This window comes from Paenibacillus liaoningensis, assembly GCF_059609455.1.
The window spans coordinates 55,858-74,843 of the sequence record NZ_JCAALU010000016.1 but is presented as its reverse complement, the minus strand read 5'-3'; the positions used below and the strand labels follow the sequence as shown (position 1 = coordinate 74,843).

Below are 18,986 nucleotides of genomic sequence, written 5' to 3'. Positions count from 1 at the left end.
CCACCTATCGTCTCTCTAGCCCGTCCCGTTCACGCCTCCGGCTTGTAATCCAGCAGATGCTTCGCCGTAATGTGATCGGTAATCAACGTATTCGCATATTGACCAGCAAGCGCACCATACACCGCTTCGACCTTGCTTGGGCCGCCAGCTACCAGCACGGACCATTCCTTGCGCTTCAGCTCGCCCAAATCAATGCCAATCGTGCGCAAGTCCAGCTCCTCACTGACCAATTGCCCGTTGATATCTATGAATCTTGAGCAAATATCCCCTACGCCGCGCGAGAAAATAATGCCCAAATCCTCATCGGAAAAATAATTCGCCCGCATCAGCACCGAATCCTCGGTTGGCGCTCCTACGGTAACAACAGCGATATTCGCTTTTTTGCCCATATCAAGAATTTTGCGTATATGACGATCCGCTTCAATCGCATGCTTCACAACCGCATGGTCAACAATAGCTGGAAGCGGAATCAAATAAGGCGACGTTTGATAAGCTTTAGCGAACAGCTGCGCGATCTCGTGGGCATACGTATCGGTCTCGGAATGGCTGACACCTCCGTTGAGCTGCACCACCTTGACCTTCTTCGCATGCTTGTTCGGCAGACGGGTCGCTACTTCATATAACGTCGTGCCCCAGGTAACGGCTATCGTATCGCCATCCTGCACCGTTTCATTCAGAAACGCAGCGGCAGCTTCTCCAATTACCCGCTTGGCCATCGCATCCTCATACTTAGGTACCGTGGCTACAATTGCGCGCTTCAAGCCGAAGCGCTCCTGCAATTGCCGCTCGCGGTCCGCATTGTCTGCTGCCGGGTCCATAATCTTGATCTGTACGATACCGTCAACCTTCGCCTGCTGCAAAAAACGCGAAACCGTTGGACGTGACACGCCGAGCTTCTTGGCTATTTCCTGCTGATTGTAGTCAAGCTCATAGTACATGCGCGCTGCTTCAATCATTTTCATCTTTTTGTCGCTGAGTTCCTCCATCGGGCATCTCCTTTGGTGAGTCGCTCTTCCACATTTATCTATCTTGAGAATATGTTCAAAGAATTGTAAGCAATATTTCAGTTTCATTATATAAGGAAAAAAGCAAAACAACAACTACAGCTTTTGGACAGGATTTTCATGTCAACATGTGGAATACGTATAAGGCGCGACCATAAACGACATTCTGATGGGAGGTATCACCTGCTATGTTGAACAAGTTTAAGTGGTTCACATCCATTCTTTTGACCGCAGCCCTGCTTCTAGGCGCTGCAAGCGTCTCGGCGGCTGCATCCACCCCAGAGAAGGCCGGCAAGCATATTACGCTGCTGCATACGAACGATATGCATGCCCGGGCGGTAGAATCCGAAAGCAACGGTGAGCTCGGCTTTGCACGGCTGGCCGGAATTATCGACAGCTACAGGGCCAGCAATCCGAACACGCTCCTGCTTGATGGCGGCGATGCCATTCACGGCACTACCTTTGCCACGCTCGTAGAAGGCGAAAGCGTCGTACGCGTCATGAACGCAATGGGCTACGATGCGGCAGTCCCCGGAAATCATGAATTTAATTATGGCTACAACCGCCTCGTCGAGCTAGAACCCCAAATGGAATATCCGCTTCTGAGCGCCAACATTAGAGTAAAGAAAGACGATTCGCCGCTGTTTCATCCTTATGTCATTAAAGAGGTGGACGGCGTGAAAATCGGTATCTTTGGCCTGACCACACCCGAAACCGCCTACAAGACGCATCCGAAAAATGTCGATGGACTTGTGTTCACCGACCCAGCCGAGGAGGCGAAAACGATCGTCGCCGAGCTGAAGGACCAGGTCGACGTCATCGTGGCACTCGGCCATATCGGACAGGATGAGTCGAGCGTCGATACGAGCATTGGCATTGCCAAGGAAGTTGCCGGCATTGATGTTTTTATTGATGGGCACAGCCATACGGTGCTGGAAAAAGGGCTTGAAGCTGGCCATGGCACCCTTATTGCAAGCGCCGGTGAATATACCAAATACATTGGCGTCGTCGATTTATGGATCGATCAAGGCAAAGTAATCAGCAAAGAAGCCAGGCTGATTGATTACAAAGCTGCTGCAGCAATTGCCCCTGATCAAAAAATTGCTGAGCTGGTCGATTCCATCGTCGCTGAGCAGCAGGAAATCCTCTCAACCGAGGTTGGCGAAACCGCTGTGAAGCTTGATGGCGAGCGCGAGCAGGTTCGCGCGGGAGAAACGAATTTAGGCAATTTGATTGCCGACAGCCTGCGCTCAATCACGAAGGCCGACATCGCCCTAACGAATGGCGGCGGTATCCGCGCTTCAATTGATGAAGGAATCATTACGCAGGGCGAGATCATTACGGTGCTGCCTTTCGGCAATCAAATCGTGACGCTTAACGTCACAGGCGCCGATATTAAAGCCGCTTTGGAAAATGGCGTTTCGGATTATCCGAATCCGAAGGGCGCTTTTCCGCAAGTATCCGGCATCGCCTTCAAGATCGATACCGCCAAGGCAAAAGGCTCGCGTGTCCATTCCGTTACGGTAGGCGGCGCTCCGCTCGATGCGAAAAAACAATATTCGCTCGCGACGAATGATTTTATAGCAGCCGGCGGCGATGAATATACGATGTTCGCCAGCTATCCGCAGGCCGGCATGTTTGGCGCACTGGACGAAGCGCTCACGAGCTATTTGCGGGAGCTTGGGACAGCAGCAAATCCAGCTGTTGAAGGACGTATTACGGAGGGAACAACGTCTAGCTCCGCTTCCCCTTCTACCAGCACGAAGCCTAAGCCGGAAGTTATCCAGCCCGGCCCGTCGTCTCCGGCAGGCACCACTCAGGAGGAGCCTGCGAAGGCTGCCGACTATGCCAACTACACGGTGAAAAAAGGCGATACGCTCTGGTCGATTGCGAAGCGCTATAATACGACGTGGCAGGCGATTCGCGACGTAAACCAAATTAAAAATCCCGATCGCATTTACATCGGACAGCAGCTCAAAATTCCGGCATAGCAGCAAAACAGCCCTCCGCCATTTTTAAATGGTGAAGGGCTGTTTCTATTATATCTCTGACATGTCCCGGCTAGGCTTGCATTGACTTGCTGATGGACTTGCTGCTGGAATTGCGGCGCAGCCTGCGTTCAAAGCCTACATACAGCACAATGTACAAGATGAAAAAACCGCCAGACAGCAAATACATTGTCGAATAATTGGTCACAGCCGCTACAGCTCCCAGCAATATTGAACCGCTTCCGATGCCGACGTCAAAAGCATTGTAATAGGTCGCCGTCGCTACGCCTCTGCGCTCTGGCTCTACGAGATCGATAACCCAAGCCTGCAGCGCTGGGAACAGGGCCCCAAAGCCAAAGCCATAAAACAGCCCCGACAGCAGCAGCATCGCGGTAGAATGCGTAAAATAAAGCATGACGCTAGCAATAATGCATAGAATAGCAGCAGGCAGCAGCACCCACATGCGCCCTTTGCGATCAAACAACGGGCCGCTAATAAAGCGGATCAGAAACTCGCTGATGGCCACGACAAGGAAGAAAATGCCGACACTGCCCAGGCCCTGCTCTTTGCCAAACAAAGCGATAAAGCTGAGCACCGTGCCGAAGGGGATGCCGATAATCAGGCCAAGCAGCGAAGGCATAAACGCCTTGCGCTCCACGACGCTGTCCATCCAACTTCCCGTTTCCGCCACAGGAGCGGCTGCGGCTGGCGCCTTCTTCTCCACACGCGGAAAACGGACAAAGCAGGTACTGATCAAGCTAAGCAGCATAACAACTGCCCCGATTAAAAACAGTGCCTTAAAGCCATATTCCGTCATAATCCAAATGCCAAAAAAGGGTCCTAAAGCGAATGAGATCGAATTCCCTGTCGCAAAAAAGCCCATGCCTTCCCCTCTTCGAGAGGCTGGCACTAAATCGGATGCCGCTGTGCCGAACAGCGTCGTTGCAATGCCGAAGCCGACGCCGTGCACGACGCGCAGCACAAGCAGTACGGCAAGGGTCGCAGCTAAATAATAGCCGGTAAGCGCGATAAGACTGATGGCTACTCCAAGAAGCAGCAGCTTCTTCTGGCCCAGCCGCTTTATGCCATAGCCTGTTCCAAGCCGGGAAATGACGGCCGTAAACGTAAATAAGCCCATAATTAGGCCAATTTGTGTTTGGCTGCCTCCCTGCTCCGCGGCAAACACGGGAAGTGTCGGCAGCAGCATCTCAAGCGCCATAAACAGCAGCAGATTAGAGCCCATTAATAAAATGAAATTTTTTGACCATAGCGCCTCGCGCATTTTTCTATCTCCTTTATGATTTCAATCTAAGTATGAGAAGTTCCGATCCCCTTACGATTCGTTCATCATATAGCAGTTTGAATACCCTGTCTACGATGAAAACGACTGTCTTCAATTTTCTATTGCGGTCTTCGGCAAGTGTGATAACCTGTAGGAGAGGTTGTCTTCAGAAATCTCATTTTCCACGCGAAGTGAGGAGCCTGTCTATGAAACAAATGATAAGCGATGAACGGCTCGATGGGATTATTTTCAAAAAATTTATTGTTCAGCTTATCCGTAATTATCTGTTTGGCGGGGCTGTCGCTGTCCTTGGGGTAGGAAGCATCCTCATCTTTTCAACCTTGCAGCTATCCAGCATTGAAATTTTTCGGCTGGCGCTGCTGCTCGTCGTTTCGCTGATCATCATGTTCAGCTGCGAATGGTTGGCTTTCAAACGGCATATTAAGCCTATACGCGATATTTTTTACATAGAAGCTAATTCTGCCCAGCTCCGAGAGGCATATTTGCAAGTACATAACTTTCCGCTTTTATCGGTTAAACGGATCGCCGGTCCCCATTTTCTAGGTTTGGCGATTCCCGTTGGCAGTCTCACTTATATAAGTATAAAGCTGCAATGGATCGTATTTCCTTATTACTATATTGCGATAGGCGCGGCATGTGCGGTGCTGATTGCGGCGATGCATGCCATGCTTGAGTTTTTTCTGACAACCAGGGCGATACCGCCGCTCATTACGCATATACGCGCGATGCATATTAAACGGTTTAACGCTGATTTGACGCTGGAGGGGCAAGTTCTGGTGACAATCAGGCGCAAGTTTCTGCTCAGCGCTTTTATTATCGGAACGCTGCCGATGCTTATGTTCAGCCTGGCGACGCAAATTCGCATAGAGGGGTACGCCAGTACCAGCTCCGCTTCTGCCGCCTACTGGCAATGGGCCGTCCTCATTCTTATTATTGGCATTTTATTTTCCTGGCTTAGCGCATCGCTGCTCTCCAAGGATATTCAGTCGCCGATCGAGACGCTTCAGCAGGCGTTGGTCAGCGTTCAGGAAGGCAATCTCGACCATAAGGCCGAGGATATTTATTCGGATGAGTTTTCCAAGCTTGTGGCCGGATTCAACCATATGGTCGATGGTCTGAAGGAGCGCGAGAAGCGCAACGCCCAACTGCTGCAAAGCTATTTCATTACCCTAGCTGCGGCGCTTGAGGCTCGCGACCTCTACACCGCCGGGCATTCCGAGCGCGTAGCTGAATACGCTGTGCTCATCGGGAAGCTCGCTGGCTGGGACGATTCCGTTCTGGATACGATTCGCAAGTCGGCGCTGCTCCATGATATTGGCAAAATCGGTGTCCGTGACGCCGTGCTGCTGAAGGACGGCAAGCTGACTGACGAGGAGTTCGATCAAATCAAGCAGCATCCGATTTTGGGTGAAAATATTTTGCGGCGCATTGAGCCGGCTGATGCGATGGAGCATCTGCTGCCGGGCGTGCGCTCCCATCATGAACGTTTTGACGGCAAAGGCTATCCCGACGGGCTCGCAGGCGAAAATATTCCGCTGCTCGGCAAAGTCATTGCCATCGCTGATGCCTTCGATGCGATGACCTCTGATCGCCCCTACCGCAAGGGCATGACTGTATGCAAGGCGATCACCATTTTGGAAGAAGGCAAGGGAACCCAGTGGGACCCTGGCCTTGCAGAGCTATTCATCCGCTGGCATAGGGAGCAGGAGCAGCAAGCTTCAGAAGATACGCGTGCAGAGGCGTAAGCGAGCTCTGACTCTCGATGCACGGCATGCAGCATAAAGACCAAAAAAATCCGCCTGCATGAGGCGGATCTTTTTATAAAATCGTTTGAATGTTTGGATTAACGTTTAATTAATTGGAAATCATCATAATGGAAGCCCGGGGAAACAATACAGGAGAACAGCGATGGCTCGTCGCCAATCGGCTGCGACATTTGCCACTCGCCTGCTGGCACTACCGCTTGCGGCTGCTGGCCATTCAGCACATCGCCGCCTACAATAATTTCCTTTCTAAGCGTTGGGTCGTCTGAAGTGCCGCCCAGGGAAAGGGTAATTGGGCCGCCTGAATGCCAAATCCACAGCTCATCAGATAGTACTTTATGCCAATCCGACATCTCATGCGGATGCAATAAAAAATAAATCGAGGACGCTGCGGCACGTGGTCCGGAATAAGCCTCACCCAGCAGCTCCTGCGGAATTTGGAAGGAAGCCTTCCACAATTCTTTATACCAACCGCCCTCTACATGCGGTTGTAAGCCCAATGCTTCAACTAACGGCGAAATCGCCTTGTTCGCTTCACTCATCATTCAATCTCCTTCCAGCTGGAAAAAATGCTTATTTCATTTAATTCCCCCAGTGTATCCAACACTTGGGACAACGTCAATACCTTTCGCAGCAGCCTTGTGACATTCGGCCTACAATCATTTATAATAGTAATAAGAGACAGGGGGTGAATAGATGAACAACAACGTTTTGCAGCAGCCGGCAAGGCAAAGCCGGTTAGTGAAAGGCCTGATCATACTAGCATTGCTGTGTACAGCCATACTATTTGCTTATCAGGCGGAGGACTTGCCCGAGCTGAAATCTCCCTCCGACCAACTGACGATTGCAGCAGGGGACCATCATGGTGTCGCGATCCGATATCAATCCGGTATTTTGAAGCAGCTTTTCCAGATGACGCTTATAGGCATCACCATTATTTTAGGAATACTCGCATGCCGAAAGCAGCGGCTGATTCCACTATCCATTCGCCGTGCCTTTATACCGCAGCAAATAAAGGATTTATTTTTGATGCCTGTTAAATTCACCGGAAGCTTTATATAATCTATTGCCAGCATTATACGTATCCGTCCTATCATGATACCCACACAAACTCACGATATAGGAGCTGGCGAATATGAATATTAGAGAATCGGATTTACCAGGCATTGGACGTAAGTATCAAATGGAGACGAGAGGCGGCGACAAGCTCGTTGTCGTCATCCATGATGACGGAAGAAGAGAAATGTACCATTTTGAATACGATGATCCAGATGACAGCATTTCCATGGTTTCCATGGATGACGAGGAGGCCCGTCAGGTTGCTGCCATTATTGGAGGAATGACCTATACGCCGAAGGCGCTTGAGACGATTGAAGTCGCGCTCGACGATTTGACTATTGAGTGGTATAAAGTCGAAGCCGGAGCAAGCTGCGTAGGCAAAACGATCGGAGACTCGGATATCCGCAAGCGGACGGGGACGACGATTATCGCCGCGATCGACAAGGACGGCAAGCATATTAATCCGGGTCCTGATTATATTTTCAAAGCCGATTCTACACTGATAGTTGCAGGTGAACGCCCGCATCTTAAGACGCTTAAGCAGCTGCTCGTGAATGGGAGCCGTTAATTATGGATCATCTGGTGCTGGAGATTGGTCTCGCCGTCACTTTGATTGCCCTAGTCGGCTTAATAGCAAATAAAGTAAAATTTTCAGTCATTCCGTTTTATATTTTGATCGGGATGGCTGTGGGGCCGCATGCTCCTAAATTCGGCGTTTTCGACTTCCGCTTTATCGAAAGCGCCCCCTTCATTGAATTTCTCGGCCGCTTAGGCGTACTGTTCCTGCTCTTTTATCTCGGTCTGGAATTTTCGGTCGGACGCCTGATGAAATCGGGAAAAAACATCGCCGTCGGCGGTACGATTTATATTATTATCAATTTCACGCTTGGACTTGTCTATGGCTTCTCCCTAGGCTTCCCGCTTGAGGAAACGCTCATTATGGCTGGTATTACAACGATTTCTTCAAGCGCCATCGTTGCGAAGGTGCTCGTGGACTTGAAACGAACCGCGAATCGGGAAACCGAGATGATACTCGGCATTATTATGTTCGAGGATGTTTTCCTCGCTGTGTATATTTCCATCCTCTCCGGTCTTGTACTCAGCGGCTCCAGCTCACTTGGCGGCGTACTCCTCTCCGCATCCTATGCGCTTGGATTTATGCTCCTTGTACTCGTAGTTGGACGCAAGGCTGTTCCTCTGTTGAATAAAATATTAAACATCCGCTCGAACGAATTGTTTCTTCTGCTGATCTTCGGGGCTTTATTCCTCGTCGCAGGCTTCTCCGAAACGATTCACGTCGCTGAGGCAATCGGCGCCCTTCTAGTTGGACTAGTGCTAGCTGAAACCGCTCATATGAAGCGGATCGAGCATCTGATTTTACCTTTCCGCGATTTCTTCGGTGCGATTTTCTTCTTCAGCTTCGGTCTGACGATTGATCCGACGGCGCTTGGAGGCGCAGTATGGCTATCGCTAGGTGCTGTTGCCATTACGCTGTTCGGCAACGTGCTTGCAGGCATGCTGGCGGGGAAAAGCGCAGGACTTTCGCCTAAAGCGTCCGCGAATATCGGTCTGACGATCGTCTCGCGCGGCGAGTTTTCGATTATTATGGCGAATCTCGGCAAAGCCGGAGGATTAATGGAACTGCTTCAGCCATTTGCTGCCTTATATGTCCTGCTGCTTGCGATTTTGGGGCCATTGCTCACCAAGGAATCCAAGCTCATTTACAACGGCATGAACAAAGTTTTCCGCTTTGACCGCAAGAAGGCTAAAGACAAAGAACCCATCAAAGAGCCGGACGTTTCCAATTAAACGACGGGTCTGCCTTTGCAGCCTAAAAATTTAACAAGCCTGCCTCAACCGACGAAATGTTATTTTCGCGGGTCAAGGCAGGCTTGCTTTTTTTATAGTTGGGTTATTTAGCTTGGCGTCCTAGTCGATGCCGTCTTTAAAGTTTTTGTTCCAATTTTTATCGCCTTTGTGAACGTAGTCCTCCACTGTCTTGTGCAAGGTGTTCACAAGCTCTTCCTTGATCTTGGCAATTGTGTCGTAAAAGACAATTTCCTCCGCGCCCGAAATTCTCACTCCGGCTACTGCCTGTGCAGCAGCGAAACGGCGATGCTCTGACTCAAAGTTTTCCAACGCCTGCAAGGCATGCTCTACATAATGGGATAATTCCTGATGTTCCTTCGGAAGTTGAGCTTTAAGCTCTTGAATGCGTGTTTTTAATGGCATTAGAATCACCTCAGCGTTAGTATTTACCTCTGTATAATTACTATAACTGATTTTTATGCTTCGGGCATCCCAAAATATGCTAAATCGGCAATGAAGCGCCTATTCACGACGGATTGACCTGTACCATTACTTGCTTGCCGCTTACTTGAATGCCTGTCTGCGGCTTGCCTTGCTCTGTAAGATCAGCGAGCAGGCGCTCCAGCAGCGTCTTGCCAGCAGCCCCCTGCTTGCCTCCTTGAACGCGCACGACGAGCTGCACCGCATGGCCCGACTCCAGCAGCTTCACAGCCTGGCGCTGCTTAGTGTCGTAATCATGCTGCTCAATATCAATGCCGAGACGCAGCTCCTTTACCTTCGCTGGCTGGCCTTGTGCCTTCTCCTGCCGCTTGGCCTGGCTGGCCTCCTGCTTCGCTGTACCGCGCCCCATCAGCTTGCAGGGAGGCGGACTGCTCATAATGGACAGGCATACGAGATCTGCCTTGTGCTGCTTCGCCAGCGCGAGCGCTTCTGCGCGGGAAACGACACCAAGCGGCTCGCCGTTCAAGCCCGTCAGCTCCACCTCAGAAGCTTTGATTTTCTCATTCATCAGCATCGTAACAACCTTCTTTCTGCTGCTCTGTTCTATTCTCATTACCCAGCTAATCGCACAGCTACTCTTGATGCTGCTGAATCAGGTCCATCTTCATCTGCCACGTTTTCTCGCTTAGATGAATCGGATAAAATTCCGGATTCAGCTTGCGCTTCACTTCCGGCAGGAAGCTGCTTAGCTGCTCCTGATGAAACTGCCTAACCTGCGAAAGGGACGGCAGCTCATAAACGAGACTGCCCTTGTCGAAAATACATTTCAGCAGCGGGACCGCTTCGTAGTTGCTCACGTATTTGTATATATACGGGTGCAGCGGATCAAATAGCTTAAGCCTGCTGCCGTCCGGCTTCTCTTCCTCGCCGCATAACGCAATATAATCAGCCCGCGCCAGTCCCGTATTCAGGTTGCGGATACGGAACACATCCTTGCGGCCCGGCGTCGTCACCTTCTCGGGATTCGCAGACAGCTTGATGACGGGCACGTAACGCCCGTCCTTCCAGCGTGCGGTCAGCTTGTACACGCCGCCAAGCGAAGGCTGGTCCGCAGCGGTAATCAGCTGCGTGCCCACGCCCCAGATATCAATGCGCGCCCCTTGCGCCTTGAGGTTAAAGATCAGCGTCTCATCGAGATCATTCGATGCGACGATCTTCACATGCGGCAGCCCCGCAGCATCCAGCTGCTTGCGCGCCTCCTTGGATAGTAGCGCGAGGTCGCCGCTGTCGAGGCGAATCGCGCTGAGCTGCTTGCCTTGGCTCTCCAGCCAGCGAGCCGTCTTAATTGCATTCGGCACGCCGCTTTCCAGCGTGTCGTACGTATCGACGAGCAGCGTCACTTGATCCGGCAGCGCCTCGGCATATTTCATGAAAGCCTCTTCCTCCGTATCATGTCCCTGCACCCAGGAGTGGGCATGCGTTCCTTTAGCCGGGATGCCGAACAGCATCCCCGCCCGCATATTGGACGAAGCGTGGAAGCCGGCAATATAAGCGGCACGCGCGCCCCACACGGCAGCATCCGCCTCCTGCGCCCGTCTTGTCCCAAACTCCAGCAGCGTATCGCCGTCCGCAACCTGCACAATACGCGACGCTTTCGTCGCAATCAGCGTCTGGTAATTCATGAAGTTCAGCAGCGCCGTCTCAATAAGCTGCGATTCAAATATGGTGCCCTCCACGCGAATGAGCGGCACACCCGCAAAGACGACCGTGCCTTCCTCCATCGCGTACATGCTGCCCTTGAAACGGAACTGCCGCAGCCGTTCGAGAAAAGCGGGCTCGTACTGCTCCTCCTGCTCAGCCAAATACGCAAGCTCCTCTTCCCCGAAGCATAGCTCTTCTATATATTTTACAATGCGTTCAAGTCCCGCAAATACAGCATATCCATTGCCAAAAGGCAGCTTGCGGAAATACGCCTCGAATACCGCTGGCGTATCTGCCGTTCCATTTTTCCAATGCGCATACATCATGTTGATTTGGTATTTATCCGTATGCAGCGTTAAATTTGCGCTATTCACAGACACAAGTCACTCCGTTCTAAATGATGTCTGACAGGGGCTGCGAAGAAGGAGTGTCCATGCCTGATGAACGGCGGCGCTTTCAAGGTGAAACGGCTGTCGTCATCCTTTGGCGGAGCAGCGCGTTACAGTCCGAGAAATATAGGGAAAGGAAGTGAAGATCATATCCAATCCTATATTTTAATTTAACGCGACCTTCCTTTTCTGTATAACAGCTTTACCATTGCCAGCAGAAGCAGGCACACCACAATTCCGATGCACGCTCCTGTAAAATCAACGACCACATCCATACGATTGCCCGTTCGGTTCAGGCTGGTTAATTGGTTTCGCTCATCGAGCGCTGCCAAGGTCACCGCCGCTAAAAGCGACAGCATCGCTGGCGCAAGCATACGTCCCTTCATGACGACGCGCAGCAGCATAAACCAGATTGCTCCTAGCATAGCATAAACGAACAGATGGGCGCTCTTGCGAAAAACAAATTCGACAAAATGATACGGATTCGTTTTGGCCTCAATCGTCTTGCCTAAATACGTGATCGACAAATCAGGCAACAGCCGGATCAGCTGCTCCTTCCCGATCCACGCTTGCAGCTTTGGCCTAATCGTCTGCTGGTCGAAGGACTGCGAGGAGAGATGAAACACAAACAAAATCCAAGCTGCCAAAACAACAAGCCATATTCCTATTATATAACGATTGCTCCTAGTTTCCACCTTGTTCAGCTCCTATCCTTCATTCCGCTCTTTCGAAACAAAACGTTTCATGATTGATCCTAATTGTATCAAATTTTCTTTCCGACCTACAACTTGCGCACGCATAACCTGTTAAAAATAAACGAAAAGCCCCCGACTTTGGATCGGGGACCTTTCATCGACTGGCTATACATCGCTCGAAGCGACCTGCCCGCTTTAGAAGGAGCTTCTTATGGCATTCAGGGCATTACGCCAACGATTCAGCATAGGAAAGCACAGTCGCCAAATCCTTCTCAAATGCGGCGCGGTATTCCGCAATAACAGCTGTGCTGTGGCCGTTAGCCGTCAGCTTGGCTGCCGTATCCGCTAATATCGCTTCGAAATCGCTTTTGATCCGGGCAACCTCCGTCTGGGCCTGCAGCTTCAGCTGCTCCTTCGTTGCTTCATCTCGCGCTGCCACAAACGACATATACAAATTCGTCAGCGTCGAGGTCGCTTCGGTTTTGAGCGTATCAAGCTTGCCCTCTGCCTCGCTTGTAATAACCTCATACGCCACCTTCGGCGTATTGTCGACTGCTCCGCCGCCGCCTGTACCAGGCTGGCTGCTTCCTCCGGTGCCTGGCTGGCTGCCTTCCCCGGTACCTGGCTGCGTGCTGCCGGCTCCCGCCGAGCCTTCGCCGCTCCCTCCACTGCCGCCTGCTTCGGCCTGCTCCTGCTGATAAGCGGCCGTTTCGCCAGTTACAGCGCCTGTCTTGCTATCCCATTTAATTGCAGCGCCGGATGCTTCCGCCATAAAGCGGATCGGCACATAAATCGACCCTTTGTAATAAAAAGCGGACTGATTCGCAGGCAAAGCCTGCTCCTTTCCTTCAAACACGAAGGAAGCCTGCACCTCTGTCAGTCTAATTGATACTGGTGAAGAAGTCGCCGCAGCGGCAGCCTCATCATCCGCAATCACGCCAGCAAGCTGCTTTTTCAATGCCGCCGCTTCTTCCGCCGTTGGTTCAGCTACCGTTACCGTCGCCGTCTCGCTATTCCATTTCACCGTCTTTTGAAGCGCATAAGAGACGAATCTAACTGGAACATAAGTCCGGCTCTTATATTCAAATACGTATTGACCGCTTGGCAACTCCAGCTTCTGTCCATCAAAGGCCAGGCTGACGGGAAGCGGCTGTGCAACAATCGCTTTATTGGAACTGGAATCGCCCTGCGCCGAGGCCGCATGAGGCAGCAGCATGCAAAGCATAAGGCCGAGAAGCATAACAGATTTAATTTTAAATGTTTTCATTGGGTAGTCGTTCACTCCATTCCTCGCCCGGCTCCCTTGCTCCCAGATGGCTTAGCCAGCAGCAAGCAAAATAGAAACCGTGCTTTTCCTAAAATCATCTCTTAAATGGGAAGCAGCAGCAAGGGACTCGGCTCTTATATTCAAAATCGGGTTTTGTCCGCATTCAGTCCGCATTCAGTCCGCATTCAGCCCTCATTCGATTGGATTCGACATTATTCTCGCCACCTATTGCATTTGGCCCCCATTGTCCTAGCTCCTTTCAGCCCACTGCAAGGCATTGCGAAAAAAGGAAAGTCTCTTGCGGCAAATTTTGCGCATGGTACAATAACCTTATAATGTAAGAGACTGCGACGAAATAAAGTACCGCTAATTTCCTCGCAGCTCCTAATCCACATGAAAAGATAAGGCGGGATGTTGTATGTCATATTTATCGCTGAACAGCTGGAGCCTGCATAGACTGCTTGGCCCGCTTCATTGGACGTCCTGGGATGCTGAAACGCAAACCCACCAAACGACTGATCATGAGCAGCCCTTGGAGCTGACACTGCTGGAGCTGCCAGCTGTCGCAGCAGCCAAAGGCTATCAAGCCATCGAGGTATGCCATTTCCATTTCCCATCTACGGAAGCCGCTTATTTGCAGCAGCTAAGAGATTCTTTTTCGGCTGCATGTCTATCCTTTGACACACTGCTCGTCGATTATGGCGATCTAACTTCTCCCGAGGCGGCACGCCGAGAAGCTGACTATCAGCTCATGCAGCAATGGATCGACGTAGCGGCAGCTTGTGGGGCCAAGCAGGTCCGCATTATCGCCGGCGAAGCAGAGCCAACCGATCACGCGGCCATTCGCCAGTCTGCCGAAGCTTTAATTAAGCTGGTGGATTACGGCGCCGCGCGCGGGGTGAAGATCGTAACCGAAAACTTTAAATTGCTTACGAGTGTCGGCGACAGCTGTATGGAGCTGCTGGAACAGGCAGGGGATTCGCTTGATCTCATTACGGATTTCGGAAATTTCAGCGGACCAGCCAAATATGAGGATATTGGCCGCACAGCTGTGCACAGCGTATCCATTCATGTGAAAGCGATAAATAATGAGCATGGATATCCCGATCAGGACGAGCTTCGCCGCTGCCTTGATCAGGTACAAGCTTCCGGTTTTGATGGCGCATACGTGCTCGTCTATGATGGGCCGGGAGATATGTGGGAGGGGCTGGAGCGGGTGAAGGCTGTGGTTCAGCCTTATATCGCTTAGTTATTCATAAGAAAGACAGCTAGCGAATAGGCTAACGGCTACCACTAAGTGGTCTGACGCATTAAATAAATAAGCAATGACGTATTTGTATCATACATAGCGTTGCTGCTCGCATAGGGAAGAAGCCTTTCTCTACCGTTATCCATACGGGAGGGAAAGGCTTCTTCTTGCTTGCATGCAACTTACATGTTATATCCAATACACCCATGGTGAGCCGGAGGCTTCAATCGTTTATGAGCCGGAAGGCTTCATTTTGCGCCACAGCGTCGAGCGGTTAATGCCCAGACGCTTGGCAGCAGCAGATTGGTTCATATCCTCCTGCTCCAGCACTGTGCGAATAATATCATATTCAATCTCATCAAGCGTCTTGCTCAAATCAAGCCCGCCTGCTTCAGAAGAATGCTCGGAGCTTTCATGGCCCCCGGCACCTAAGCCGGAGCCCGCCTGCTTCAGCAGCTCCACTCGCTCCGCTTCCACATATTCGCCGTCGGAGCTTCTGACAAATTGATCAATGATGTTGCGCAGCTCGAACAAATTGCCGCGCCACTCATGTGTGCGCAGCGCCTCCATTACTTCCGGGCGCAGGCCGACAATTTGCTTGCCATAACGCTCGTTGTACATAATGAGGAACGTGCGGATGTATTCGTCCAGATCATCCAGCCGCTCCCGCAGCGGAGGCATGCTGACAATTCGCCCGGCAAACGTATCACAGAGCTTGCCGTCTAGCGCATTGCTGCTTTTCAGTTCCAGTGGACTGCGGTCAAACGATAAAATGATTTTGCCCGGCGCTGCGGCAAGCACTGGCGCCAGCTCGCGCTGATCAGCCAGCGACAGCTGGTCAACACCGCGGATATAAATAATAAGCTCCTCATTGTCCGTTGACAGCAGCTTCCTTAACGCAGCGAGCGCTGCTGCATCATAACGCTTTGTGATCGACAGTTCAATCATTTCACTGCCGCTCTGCGGCATGGAGCTCCAGCGCTTAATCGCAAACAGCCGCTTGCCTGCTCCCGTCTCGCCAAACACAGCAAGCGGATAAGCACGCTCGGAAGGCGACTGCCCAGCAAATTCATGATCGGTCATTACGAGCGGCGGGAAGGCATTATCCTGCTTGCTTGTGTACATCATCGTTATGCCAGAGCCCGGCTGCTCTACAGGGCGAACCTTCAAATAAAACATGCAGTCGCCAGCATCATCATTCATTTTGCCGCCAGATACGGCGACCTGGCGCTGCCCATCCAGCTGCACGAGCAGCTCCAAAGCAACGCCCTTGTCCAAATCAGCCATATAACGGCTGAATACGGGATAATCGGCGTACAGCCCGGTTTGATTTTCAGGCAAGTGGAACCACGCATTAAAAGCTTCATTAGAAAATTGGATAATGCCCTTGTCATTCACAATGGCATAGCCAGTATCCATCGTGTCCAGCAGCCGCTCGAAAGCGAGCTTCTTCTGCTTGTAGCTTTCCGACACTTTATAAATTTGCTTCGCCTGAGCGAACGCTTCAAGCACCGACTCGCGCCCAGACGTAATGAGCACGCCCTGCATGCCATGTTCATTGGCTTTGCGCACCGTAATGTTATCGCCTACTATGACTTTGACGCCCTCAGCCTTCGCAAGCCGCAGCGCCTCGTCCACCTCGCTCTCCTGTTGAACCGAGGCATAAGGAATATCAACCTCCATTAAACCGGATACCGAAATAAAGCCCTCTATAATATTAGGAAAGCCGATCATTTTGATCTTGGCCTGATAGCCCTTCACAACCATTAAAATCCGCATAATATCAAAGCCGGACACCTGAATGTCAATGACGGGCAAATACGAATGCTTGCGCAGCAGTCGAGCCGTTCCGCCCCGGCTAATAATGACATCGTAACCATCCAGATGGATGCGGTTCATGAGCGGCAGCACTTCGGATAAATCGCCCTGCAGCACCTTGATTTCGAATTCCTTCAGCTCTTCCCGCAAGCTTGTTGTCAGCTCCACGAGCCCCGGGTAAGGGGCAACTACTACTATTTTTATTTTCATCCTCATCATCACCGTTGCAGTTTAATACACTCATTATAGCTAAACGCGATCCGAATGAACAGTATTGTGCCCGGCAGGGTGTGGCGCGCTGCCACCCCCTCCTCCTTGCAGCAGGTGCAGCGTGCGGACGAATACATCGCCCGAGCCGAAGCCGCCCGCCTTCGTTACCCCATACACTTCTTTTGCTCCTGAAAATAACCCAATCGGCACGCCCGTCTCCACTTCGCCCTGCAGGCGGAACTTCTCCATACCGGCGAAGCGGCAAAACTGCTTCGCCGTATCGCCTCCCGTCAAGATGAGGCGATTCAAGCCATACGCCTCAACCAGCTGTGCGGCCGTACGGCCAAGCGCTTCCGCAATCCTGTCGCTGACTTCCGTCTGTCCCATGCCCAGCTTGCTTCCAGCTTCCATTGCAAGCTTGATCTCTTCTTGTTCGCCGGAGGAATAGAGCACGACTGGCCTCCCCTGCTGCAAGGCAAGTGCCGCCGCAGCGTATACGCGCTTTAGCTCGGCGTTGCAAGCCGCATCAGGTGCAACCATGACATGCGCCGCCAGCCGAATACCAGCAACCTGCGGCTCAGCAAGCAGCAAGGCGAGCTGCTGGCGCGTCTTAAAATTGACGCTACCGATAACAGCAAGCACTGGGACATCGCTCGTCGCCAGCTCAAGCACCGCTTCATGAACGGTACTGCCAGCTGTTGTCAGGCATCCTGCCAATCCAGCCGAACCTGCCCATATGATGCGATATTCAAGTCCCTCAAACAGCGATACGATCCCGCGCAGCTCCTGCTCGCTTTGCGCATCAAATACGAGATAACGGCATCCTTCAGCAGCCAGTTCAGCAAGCCTTCGCTTCAAATGCGCGTGACCAAGCGCCATATCTGCGCTCGAAATCAGAGCCACTGCACGCTCGGATTGCCTGCGAATAAGCTCAGGAATGCCGGAGATGGTAATCGGCGTCTTCGGATCAAGCGCAAATTCCGTCTCATGCAGCAATTGTCCATTTAAATATAAAGAACCGTCCCTCACCGTACGGTTGTATTCCGGATAGGCAGGCGTACAGACGATAAAATCCGGCTGAAGCACGTCCTGCAGCGCATCGAATTCTGCGCCAAAGTTGCCTCTGAGCGTCGAGTCCACCTTTTTGAAAATCACATCAAATGGCTTCGTCTTCACATATTCAGCCGCCGTCCGCACGCGATCATAAGCCTCTTGAGCACCAAGCGAGCGGCTGTCCGTATCTATAATCACAACGTCGTCATCGAGGGCTGCGGCTGTGTTTTCATCAAAATTAAGCAGAACCGAAGCTTTGAGACCGCTTCTTGCGAACTGAACGCCCGAGTCGTTAGCGCCTGTAAAATCATCTGCGATTATTGCAATTTTCAAGTCATCACCCCGCGTCCAAGATCAGCCTTTGACCGAACCAAGCAGCATTCCTTTCGTGAAAAACCTTTGCGTAAACGGATAGATAAGCAAAATCGGCACAACCGCAAGAAAAATCGAGGCCGCTTGCAGGTTTTGCGGCAGCAGCTGCACGCCGTTTACCGTAATATTTTCAAGCGAAGTACCGCCCTTGCTGGAATTAATAATCATATTGTAGAGAATGACCGTAATCGGCTGCATGCTGCGGTCCTGCAAATAAATCATCGGAATGAGGAACTGATTCCAAATGTAGACGGCATTAAATACACTGATCGTTGCAATAATCGGCTTGCTGAGCGGGAAAAACACCCGCCACATGATTTGCCAATCGTTCGCGCCATCGATAACGGCCGCCTCCTCCAGCTCATAGGGCAGCTCGTCGAGGAAGGATTTTGTAATAATGAGCAGAAAGGTGTTGACCGCCATCGGCAAAATCATGACCAGCCAGGAATTGACCAGCCCCAGCCCGTTATAGACGATATAGTTCGGAATGATTCCCGCCTCGAACACCCAAGTGAATAGAAACAGGAGCATAATCGTGTAGCGCCCAACCAGCCTTTTGCGCGACAGCGGGTAGGCCGTCATGAACGTCACCAGCACCGCCACAAAGCCGCCAACGACCGTATAAAATAAAGAATTCAGCAGCCCTGCCGTTACCCCAAGCCGTTCATTGCCGAGTATATATTTGTAAGCTTCGAGATTGATGCCCTTCGGCAGCAAATATACCGAGCCTGCCACGACCGCTTTGCCGTCGCTTAAGGATGTGGCCATTATGAGCACGAACGGATAGACGCACAGCAAGGCGACAAGGACAAGCAAAGTGTTGTTGATCAGATCAAACCAGCTAAACTTCTTCATCTTGCCGCCT

At 51.5% G+C, this 18,986-nt stretch carries 17 protein-coding genes; 6 read left to right on the top strand and 11 right to left on the bottom strand.

Annotated elements, in window-relative coordinates; all coding sequences use genetic code 11:
* Positions 1 to 29: 29 nt before the first annotated feature.
* Positions 30 to 986 (bottom strand): DNA-binding transcriptional repressor DeoR, encoded by a 957-nt coding sequence (deoR, locus tag AC6B99_RS24185; protein WP_056031859.1) that lies wholly within the window; start codon positions 984 to 986, stop codon positions 30 to 32.
* A gap of 209 nt (positions 987 to 1,195) precedes the next feature.
* On the opposite strand from deoR, the gene AC6B99_RS24180 reads away from it, so the two are divergent.
* Positions 1,196 to 2,995 carry a 5'-nucleotidase C-terminal domain-containing protein gene (locus tag AC6B99_RS24180; protein ID WP_494879073.1) on the top strand — a complete coding sequence of 600 codons (1,800 nt, stop codon included), beginning with the start codon at positions 1,196 to 1,198 and terminating at the stop codon, positions 2,993 to 2,995.
* A gap of 70 nt (positions 2,996 to 3,065) precedes the next feature.
* On the opposite strand, the gene AC6B99_RS24175 is transcribed toward AC6B99_RS24180, so the two are convergent.
* Entirely contained in the window at positions 3,066 to 4,274 is a 1,209-nt protein-coding gene (locus AC6B99_RS24175; RefSeq protein ID WP_496664417.1) for an MFS transporter, read from the bottom strand.
* A 206-nt stretch (positions 4,275 to 4,480) separates the two neighbouring features.
* Between AC6B99_RS24175 and AC6B99_RS24170 the strand changes: the two genes are divergently transcribed.
* The gene (locus tag AC6B99_RS24170; protein ID WP_496664416.1) at positions 4,481 to 6,040 is read left to right on the top strand and encodes an HD-GYP domain-containing protein; all 1,560 of its coding nucleotides are present in this window, start codon (positions 4,481 to 4,483) and stop codon (positions 6,038 to 6,040) included.
* 98 nt (positions 6,041 to 6,138) lie between these two features.
* Here the strand turns inward: AC6B99_RS24170 and AC6B99_RS24165 are convergent, their stop codons facing one another.
* The gene (locus AC6B99_RS24165) at positions 6,139 to 6,600 is read right to left on the bottom strand and encodes a cupin domain-containing protein (RefSeq protein WP_200931603.1); all 462 of its coding nucleotides are present in this window, start codon (positions 6,598 to 6,600) and stop codon (positions 6,139 to 6,141) included.
* 154 nt (positions 6,601 to 6,754) lie between these two features.
* Here AC6B99_RS24165 and AC6B99_RS24160 point away from each other — a divergent pair, with 154 nt between their 5' ends.
* The 3 genes from AC6B99_RS24160 to AC6B99_RS24150 all read left to right on the top strand — a co-directional run bounded on the left by AC6B99_RS24160 (position 6,755) and on the right by AC6B99_RS24150 (position 8,926).
* Positions 6,755 to 7,120, top strand: coding sequence for a hypothetical protein (locus AC6B99_RS24160; protein WP_056031868.1), 366 nt, complete (start codon positions 6,755 to 6,757; stop codon positions 7,118 to 7,120).
* Positions 7,121 to 7,193: 73 nt separating this feature from the next.
* The gene (locus tag AC6B99_RS24155; RefSeq protein WP_056031871.1) at positions 7,194 to 7,685 is read left to right on the top strand and encodes a cation:proton antiporter regulatory subunit; all 492 of its coding nucleotides are present in this window, start codon (positions 7,194 to 7,196) and stop codon (positions 7,683 to 7,685) included.
* Between the two features lie 2 nt (positions 7,686 to 7,687).
* A complete protein-coding gene (locus AC6B99_RS24150; RefSeq protein ID WP_056031874.1) occupies positions 7,688 to 8,926 on the top strand; it encodes a cation:proton antiporter in 1,239 nt (412 codons plus the stop codon).
* Between the two features lie 120 nt (positions 8,927 to 9,046).
* Here AC6B99_RS24150 and AC6B99_RS24145 read toward each other — a convergent pair whose 3' ends face one another.
* The 5 genes from AC6B99_RS24145 to AC6B99_RS24125 form a co-directional block, all read right to left on the bottom strand.
* On the bottom strand, positions 9,047 to 9,349 hold the full coding sequence (locus tag AC6B99_RS24145; RefSeq protein ID WP_494863834.1) for a hypothetical protein: 303 nt from the start codon (positions 9,347 to 9,349) through the stop codon (positions 9,047 to 9,049).
* A gap of 103 nt (positions 9,350 to 9,452) precedes the next feature.
* Positions 9,453 to 9,941 carry a translation initiation factor IF-3 gene (gene infC / locus AC6B99_RS24140; protein ID WP_056031879.1) on the bottom strand — a complete coding sequence of 163 codons (489 nt, stop codon included), beginning with the start codon at positions 9,939 to 9,941 and terminating at the stop codon, positions 9,453 to 9,455.
* 58 nt (positions 9,942 to 9,999) lie between these two features.
* The gene (locus tag AC6B99_RS24135; protein ID WP_494863832.1) at positions 10,000 to 11,442 is read right to left on the bottom strand and encodes a nicotinate phosphoribosyltransferase; all 1,443 of its coding nucleotides are present in this window, start codon (positions 11,440 to 11,442) and stop codon (positions 10,000 to 10,002) included.
* Positions 11,443 to 11,627: 185 nt separating this feature from the next.
* Positions 11,628 to 12,152, bottom strand: a complete 525-nt coding sequence (locus AC6B99_RS24130; protein WP_056031882.1) for a VanZ family protein — start codon at positions 12,150 to 12,152, stop codon at positions 11,628 to 11,630.
* Positions 12,153 to 12,378: 226 nt separating this feature from the next.
* Entirely contained in the window at positions 12,379 to 13,419 is a 1,041-nt protein-coding gene (locus tag AC6B99_RS24125; protein ID WP_496664415.1) for a copper amine oxidase N-terminal domain-containing protein, read from the bottom strand.
* Between the two features lie 418 nt (positions 13,420 to 13,837).
* Here AC6B99_RS24125 and AC6B99_RS24120 point away from each other — a divergent pair, with 418 nt between their 5' ends.
* Positions 13,838 to 14,668, top strand: coding sequence for a TIM barrel protein (locus AC6B99_RS24120; RefSeq protein ID WP_494879033.1), 831 nt, complete (start codon positions 13,838 to 13,840; stop codon positions 14,666 to 14,668).
* 231 nt (positions 14,669 to 14,899) lie between these two features.
* On the opposite strand, the gene AC6B99_RS24115 is transcribed toward AC6B99_RS24120, so the two are convergent.
* From AC6B99_RS24115 to AC6B99_RS24105, 3 genes are read right to left on the bottom strand one after another with little or no spacing between them, the layout of a single operon-like run.
* Positions 14,900 to 16,696, bottom strand: coding sequence for a PrpR N-terminal domain-containing protein (locus tag AC6B99_RS24115; protein ID WP_496664414.1), 1,797 nt, complete (start codon positions 16,694 to 16,696; stop codon positions 14,900 to 14,902).
* Positions 16,697 to 16,735: 39 nt separating this feature from the next.
* The gene (locus AC6B99_RS24110) at positions 16,736 to 18,082 is read right to left on the bottom strand and encodes a four-carbon acid sugar kinase family protein (RefSeq protein WP_496664413.1); all 1,347 of its coding nucleotides are present in this window, start codon (positions 18,080 to 18,082) and stop codon (positions 16,736 to 16,738) included.
* A 21-nt stretch (positions 18,083 to 18,103) separates the two neighbouring features.
* Positions 18,104 to 18,976 carry a carbohydrate ABC transporter permease gene (locus AC6B99_RS24105; RefSeq protein ID WP_056031898.1) on the bottom strand — a complete coding sequence of 291 codons (873 nt, stop codon included), beginning with the start codon at positions 18,974 to 18,976 and terminating at the stop codon, positions 18,104 to 18,106.
* Positions 18,977 to 18,986 lie beyond the last annotated feature (10 nt).

Coding starts and splice junctions, on each gene's coding strand:
- deoR (WP_056031859.1), bottom strand. CDS start 986: ATGGAGGAACTCAGCGACAAAAAGATGAAAATGATTGAAGCAGCGCGC.
- AC6B99_RS24175 (WP_496664417.1), bottom strand. CDS start 4,274: ATGCGCGAGGCGCTATGGTCAAAAAATTTCATTTTATTAATGGGCTCT.
- AC6B99_RS24170 (WP_496664416.1), top strand. CDS start 4,481: ATGAAACAAATGATAAGCGATGAACGGCTCGATGGGATTATTTTCAAA.
- AC6B99_RS24165 (WP_200931603.1), bottom strand. CDS start 6,600: ATGAGTGAAGCGAACAAGGCGATTTCGCCGTTAGTTGAAGCATTGGGC.
- AC6B99_RS24160 (WP_056031868.1), top strand. CDS start 6,755: ATGAACAACAACGTTTTGCAGCAGCCGGCAAGGCAAAGCCGGTTAGTG.
- AC6B99_RS24155 (WP_056031871.1), top strand. CDS start 7,194: ATGAATATTAGAGAATCGGATTTACCAGGCATTGGACGTAAGTATCAA.
- AC6B99_RS24150 (WP_056031874.1), top strand. CDS start 7,688: ATGGATCATCTGGTGCTGGAGATTGGTCTCGCCGTCACTTTGATTGCC.
- AC6B99_RS24145 (WP_494863834.1), bottom strand. CDS start 9,349: ATGCCATTAAAAACACGCATTCAAGAGCTTAAAGCTCAACTTCCGAAG.
- infC (WP_056031879.1), bottom strand. CDS start 9,941: ATGCTGATGAATGAGAAAATCAAAGCTTCTGAGGTGGAGCTGACGGGC.
- AC6B99_RS24125 (WP_496664415.1), bottom strand. CDS start 13,419: ATGAAAACATTTAAAATTAAATCTGTTATGCTTCTCGGCCTTATGCTT.
- AC6B99_RS24120 (WP_494879033.1), top strand. CDS start 13,838: ATGTCATATTTATCGCTGAACAGCTGGAGCCTGCATAGACTGCTTGGC.
- AC6B99_RS24115 (WP_496664414.1), bottom strand. CDS start 16,696: ATGAAAATAAAAATAGTAGTAGTTGCCCCTTACCCGGGGCTCGTGGAG.
- AC6B99_RS24105 (WP_056031898.1), bottom strand. CDS start 18,976: ATGAAGAAGTTTAGCTGGTTTGATCTGATCAACAACACTTTGCTTGTC.